General features: G+C 37.6%; 5 protein-coding genes. 1 reads left to right on the forward strand and 4 read right to left on the reverse strand.

All coding sequences use genetic code 11. From position 1 onward, the window contains the following. The 4 genes from AC106K_RS17855 to AC106K_RS17870 are packed head-to-tail and all read right to left on the reverse strand — an operon-like array spanning nucleotide 1 to nucleotide 3,226. A complete protein-coding gene (locus tag AC106K_RS17855) occupies nucleotides 1-1,176 on the reverse strand; it encodes a toxic anion resistance protein (RefSeq protein WP_185114407.1) in 1,176 nt (391 codons plus the stop codon). Between the two features lie 2 nt (nucleotides 1,177-1,178). Next, nucleotides 1,179-1,736: a TerD family protein gene (locus AC106K_RS17860; protein ID WP_482446815.1), complete on the reverse strand. Its 558-nt coding sequence runs from the start codon at nucleotides 1,734-1,736 to the stop codon at nucleotides 1,179-1,181. After that, nucleotides 1,726-2,550, reverse strand: a complete 825-nt coding sequence (locus AC106K_RS17865; protein ID WP_482446816.1) for a phosphoribosyltransferase family protein — start codon at nucleotides 2,548-2,550, stop codon at nucleotides 1,726-1,728. Before AC106K_RS17865 ends, AC106K_RS17860 begins: the two co-directional genes overlap by 11 nt. 7 nt (nucleotides 2,551-2,557) lie before the next feature. Next, nucleotides 2,558-3,226, reverse strand: a complete 669-nt coding sequence (locus AC106K_RS17870) for an HAD family hydrolase (protein WP_482446818.1) — start codon at nucleotides 3,224-3,226, stop codon at nucleotides 2,558-2,560. A 619-nt stretch (nucleotides 3,227-3,845) separates the two neighbouring features. Between AC106K_RS17870 and fusA the strand changes: the two genes are divergently transcribed. Further along, a complete protein-coding gene (gene fusA / locus AC106K_RS17875) occupies nucleotides 3,846-5,912 on the forward strand; it encodes an elongation factor G (protein ID WP_482446819.1) in 2,067 nt (688 codons plus the stop codon). Nucleotides 5,913-6,156 lie beyond the last annotated feature (244 nt).

Below are 6,156 nucleotides of genomic sequence, written 5' to 3' on the forward strand. Positions count from 1 at the left end.
TTAACCTCTGACATTCGCTTTTAACTCGTGCTCCAATGTCTGAAGATCCTGATCCAGTTTTCTTCTGTTATCAGCACCTTGTTTCTGAATCTGTTTCACTTCGTTCAATGTATTGATCAGCATTGAGGTAGTTTCTCTCAATGTTTCTACCGATACAATCGTCTGCTCATTAGCTCTGGCTACATTGATTGAATTCTGGCCTAAACGCTCTGCATTCTTTCTTAAGATCTCTTCTGTAGTAGCAGATACTTTCTGCTGGATCTCAATATTCTGCTGCTGTCTGTACATGGCAACGGCAAGTGAAAGCTGATTTTTCCATACAGGAAGAGTCGTTGTAAGGATCGTCTGCGCTTTTTCAGCAATAGAAACGTTGTTATTCTGTACCAGTCTGATCTGTGGAAGAGACTGCATCATAATCACACGTACCACCTTAAGATCAGCCATTCTTCTGTCTAATCTCGCAATGAAATCTCTTTTATCCGCAATCTGATAATCCTGGAAATTCTGAGGACTTGCTTCCATTTGAGCCAGTTCTACAGCCGCTCTTTCCATTCTTATATTTCCTGCGATTACAAGATCTTCAATCTGTTTGATAGAATTTACATTACTTTCAAAAATAGTCTGAAGAACTGCATTATCTTTGGTAGAAGTAATGATTCCTGCATTTACTTTATAAGAGATCTGCTCGATATTGTTGATGATCTTATCATATTTTGCAAACAGATTTTCTACCTGAGTGATTACCTTCTTCATGAATGGCAATTTGCTCAGGAAGCTTTTTACTTTATTTCCGTTAAGCTCTTCTACATCTACATAATTAAGCTCTACCAAAAGATCATTGATAAGCCCTCCTACTTCTCCGGAGTTGGATCTTCTTACATTTCCTAAGAAGCTGTCACTCTGATTGGTTAAGGTTTTCTGAAGCTCTGCCCCAAAATTAACGATAGAACCTGGGTTCGCTTCATCAATAGAGTTGGCCAGAACTTCATATTTCTGACGTTCTTCTGACTGCAGTTGCGTCAGGTTTACATTTCCTTCTCTGTCTACAAGCACTGCCGGTGCAGCATTCTGAATGGGCTGAGCCGGTACTGGCGGAACCATTGGAGTAGGTTCGAAAGTTTTAAGAGGCTCGATTGATCCTAGTGGATCTATTGATTGATTTTCCTGATTGTCCATAATTACTTCTGATAAATTGATACAAATTTCTCAAGGCCGTCTCTCTGTCCTGCTCCCACAGCCTCAAATTTCCATTCTCCGTTTCTGTTGTAAATTCTTCCGAATTCTACAGCGGTTTCGATAGAGAAATCTTCATCCAGTTCGTACTTTAAGATCTCTTCATTCGTATCCGTATTAAAAATTCTGATGAAAGAATTTCTTACCTGTCCGAAGTTTTGCTTTCTTGCCTCTGCTTCGTGAATGGTTACTACTACGGTAATTTCTTTGATGGCGTCATCAATTTTTGTCAAATCGATTTTGATCTGCTCATCATCTCCTGCTCCTTCCCCTGTAAGGTTATCTCCAGTGTGGATCACCGATTTGTCCGGAGACTCAAGGTTGTTATAAAAAATAAAGTGATTATCTGAAACTAATTTTTTGTCGTCCCCAAGCAAAAATAAAGAAGCATCAAGGTCGAAAGCTGTTCCTGTAGAAGTATTATTAATATCCCATCCTAAACCTACAGTAAATTTAGGTGCGTTGATGTTTTCTCTTTGTCCTTTTTGTAAGTTAATAGCCATAATATAATTCCGTTTGTGTTAAAGTATTGATGTTATTTTCGTATTCTTTTATTAAATGATAATTGTTACTGATGGCCAACTCCAGAAGCAGGTCCATCTGTTCTCTTTTTACTTGAGACGTAAGATAATCAAAATTACTTGAATCTAAGCTTAAAATATATTTCACGATCCTTGTATTGAACTGAAAACTTTCTTTATTCATCACTTCTGCAATATGTTTTACATTTTTTACTGCATAATAATTGAAAAAGTTTTCAATCTTAGGATCAAGGTCAAAATTCATCAGTTCCGCATAATAGAGAAACATAAAGTCTGCCTCCACCTTATATTCATCAAGAATTCTGTTGACGGTATACTCATGACTTCCCGTGATCTTAATATCGTCTATAAAAATACAAAGTTTTCCCCTTAAAAAATCTTTATCAATATAATAAGTATCGTTGGCGATCAGATTTTTACGGTCTTCAAAATTAAGATTCCCATAATCTGTGATATAGGTATGATTTCTGTTGATTTTGGATAAAATGCTTGACTTCTTTCCTTTCTGAAACAAATGGAAATCCAGATACTTCTTAAAGTAAAAACACAAAAAGTTGGAAGCCGTAGGAATCGCCATATAAGGGCTCGGAAGCACTACAATTTCTTTGTCTGTGTCCAAAAGAGCTGCATTTTCGGAAATAAATCCTTCGAATAATTCTTTTGCAAATTTTTCAGCATACGACTTATCGCCATACTTGAAATAACTGTATTCCGCAGGTGAGAAAGTAAACTCATCCGCCGAATGAATGTGGTGTAAGCTGTATCTTTTATTCATGTTTATATTAGTGTTTAAGTAAATGTGCACTGAATCCGAAGGCTTTTGCCCCCTGATAATCGGCCACCGGATTGTCTCCGATATGCAAAACCTGATGCAGCGGCAGATCCTGATCTCTGAGGTTATTTTTCACTTCCTGAAAAATAAGCGGATTCGGTTTCGAGCAGTTGATTTCATCAGAATAGATATGAAAATCAATATACTGATCAAGGTTTTCATGAATCAGGAACTTTCTCATCGTTGTCCCTTTAATGAATCCTGTATTGCTCAGAATATTAATGGTCTTTCCCTGACTTTTGATATTCTCAAAAAAATCATGGATATTTTCAAATATGATCACCGGTTTATATTCCAGAAATAATGCTTCACTCTTTTGATAGAACTCGTTAAGTTTTTCTTTATTTAAAGGCTTAATATCTACATCCAGTGCACCCAGAATCATCAGATAGATCTCAAAAGTATCGATATTCCCTCCCGTAACCTCATTAATAGTATTACAAAGATCGTCGTAATATTTTACCGTTTTTGCAACATCAGCAATCGGTTTGTCTACATTAAAAAATGAGGAGAACAGCTCAACTCTTTTTGCTTTAAATTCAGGGTGAGATTTGATTAAGGTGAGCCACAGATCAAAGGAAAAATGACTGTGGTTGTGAATGTCTATATCTGTTTTCAAAGTGTCTTAAGTTAAAAGTTTTATTTAGCTTCTTGAAAAAGATTTAAAATTTATGAATCATCAACAAGTGTTTAAATTATCTATTCTTTTCAAAGATAAAATTTTTATCATAAATGCATTACTCCGTTCTCTGTTTTAAGATATTTTTATGAGTTCGGTGGTTATAGATAAACCGATAAGAAGACTGTTGAAGGCCAATTATGAAAAAATATTTTCAAAAATTCTTTGGAATTCAAAAAAATAGTATAATTTCGCAATCGATTAAAAATCAATAATGTCAACAAAAATGATAAATATTATAACGTTAAGCAATCCTGTCAGAGCTGTGTTCTTTGGCAGCACTAAATATTTATCTGAATAGTTCCATAGATCTTTATTACTAAAAATATATTGAAGACCTGTCTATTCGGATAGGTCTTTTTTGCTGCCCTACTTTTCAGACTTCAATCATTCAAATAACCTCTGTTGTTTGATAAATCTGTTCTGAAAAATAACCATCAATGTTAGATTCATTCAAATTTTACGGCTTGACCAACAGGCCGGAGTCTTCGTTGTGATCATTTTTCCCAGAACCTTTTCTCAACAGAGTATTAAAAATCAACAATTTAAATCAAACAAAATGAAATATAACACAAGAAATATAGGGATCATAGCACATGTAGATGCAGGAAAAACGACATTATCAGAAAGGCTTTTGTATTATACAGGACTTATCCACAAAATCGGAAATGTAGATGATGGCAATACCACGATGGACAAGGATATTCAGGAACGAAACCGGGGTATCACCATCTCATCGGCCGCTGTTTCCACCCAATGGAAAAAGGATAACAAAGTTTATAATATCAACATTATTGACACCCCCGGACATATTGATTTTGCAGTAGAAGTAGAGCGTTCTCTAAGGGTGCTGGACAGTGTTGTTGCTGTTTTCTGTGCTTCATCGGGTGTACAGCCGCAAACTGAAAATGTCTGGTTCCAGGCTGAAAAACACGGAACTTCAAAGATCTGTTTCATCAATAAAATGGACAGAATCGGAGCGGATTTCTTTGCTGTTTTGAAGGATATTGAAACGAGGCTCAATGCCGTTCCTCTTGCCCTTCAGATACCGATAGGAGCTGAAGCCAGCTTTGAAGGAGTGATCGATCTTATCCGACAGAAAGCTTTGTTCTGGACAGATGAAAACGGAGAAACCATTATAGAGAAAGAGATCCCGGCTGATTATCAGAAAGAAGCTGATGAATATAGAATGAAATTACTGGAAACTCTTGCCGGATCTGATGAAACGTTTTTTGAAATCTTTATGGATTCTGAACACACAATCAGTATTGAAATGATCACAGAGGCTATACAGAATGTTTGCAGGTCAGGAGCGGCAGTTCCGGTTTTGTGCGGTTCGGCTTTTAAGAATAAAGGAATACAGCCTCTTCTTGATGCGGTAGTAACCTATCTTCCGTCTCCGGATCAGCTTGCAGACATCCAGGCAAAAGATCCTCAAACGGAAGAAAGCATACCGCTCAAAAGGAATGAATCTGAATCGTTTTCAGGGCTTGTCTTCAAAGTAGTTATCGATAAACATATGGGAAGGCTCGCTATGCTTCGTATTTATTCCGGAAAGATCAGATCGGGAGATACGGTACAGAATGTGAGAACCGGAGAAAACTTCAGGATTTCAAGGATTCTACAGATGCAGTCTGATAAAACTTTATCGATGGAAGAAGGTAAGGCAGGGGACATTGTTGCTCTGACAGGAATAAAGGATGCCAAAACAGGTGATTCTCTCTCTTCTTCAGAAAAACCTGTATTGCTGGAAGCGATTACGATCCCTGCACCTGTTATCCGGGTAGCGATTGAACCGAAAACCAATGGTGATGAAAAATCTTTCGGTTTGGTTCTGGCCAGAATTCAGGAAGAAGATCCGTCTTTGGTGATTGAAAGAGACAGGCAGACCGGAGAAACTTTATTAAGCGGACTGGGAGAACTGCATCTTGAAGTTACGCTTGAAAAGATCAGGCTGAATCATGGTATTGAGATCAATCAGGGGAAACCTAAAGTTTCTTACCGTGAAGTCTTAACCACCACAGCAACCCACAGGGAAAAGCTTTCGAAACAAAATGGAGGAAGCGGACAGTTTGCCGACATCAGTTTTGAGATAGGTCCTAGGAATGATCAAGAACACGGCCTGGAATTCATCAATATGATCAAAGGTGGTGTTATTCCTACTGAATTCATTCCTTCTGTTGAAAAAGGATTCCGAGAAGCCATGGAGCATGGTCCTCTGAAGGGGTATCCTTTGGAAAGTATGAAAATTACGCTTTTGGACGGTTCTTTCCATGCTCAGGATTCTGCAGCTTTTGATTTTGAAATTGCTGCCAGAGAAGGATTCAGAGCTGCTGCCGGAAAATGCAGTCCAAAACTTCTGGAACCCATCATGCAGGTGGAGATTCAGAGTATTGAAGAATATACAGGTGCCATCACTGCAGACCTCAACCGAAGAAGAGGAATGATCACTTCTATTGATGAAAGATCAGGAAGAAAGATCTTCACGGCGGAAGTTCCTTTGGCATCAACATTCGGATATATTTCTGATCTGAGAACCCTGGCAAGCGGAAGAGCTTCCATCAGCATGAAATTATCGCACTATGCTTTAGTGCCTGATTTTATTGCCAACACTTTAGTGACCTAAACAAGCAAGGACTGTAATGTATTTTACGGTCCTTGTTATGTTTTTGGGTGTTTTTTGGTCAATTGTGAATGGTCAATTCGTGAAGCTTGTCAATTTTTTTTAATGCTGACAAATTCACTATTCATTTGCGAAGCAAAACTCACCATTGACTTTGTGAATAATCAATTGTCCATCTCCTACACCTATCAATTTTTTAAATGCTGAAAAATTCACGATTCACTTGCGAAGCAAAATTCACCATTGA

Source organism: Chryseobacterium sp. FR048 (assembly GCF_056844665.1).

Bases quoted from the DNA above. Each gene is read 5' to 3' on its own strand.
- AC106K_RS17865 (WP_482446816.1), bottom strand. From the start codon at position 2,550: ATGAATAAAAGATACAGCTTACACCACATTCATTCGGCGGATGAGTTT.
- fusA (WP_482446819.1), top strand. From the start codon at position 3,846: ATGAAATATAACACAAGAAATATAGGGATCATAGCACATGTAGATGCA.
- AC106K_RS17860 (WP_482446815.1), bottom strand. From the start codon at position 1,736: ATGGCTATTAACTTACAAAAAGGACAAAGAGAAAACATCAACGCACCT.
- AC106K_RS17855 (WP_185114407.1), bottom strand. From the start codon at position 1,176: ATGGACAATCAGGAAAATCAATCAATAGATCCACTAGGATCAATCGAG.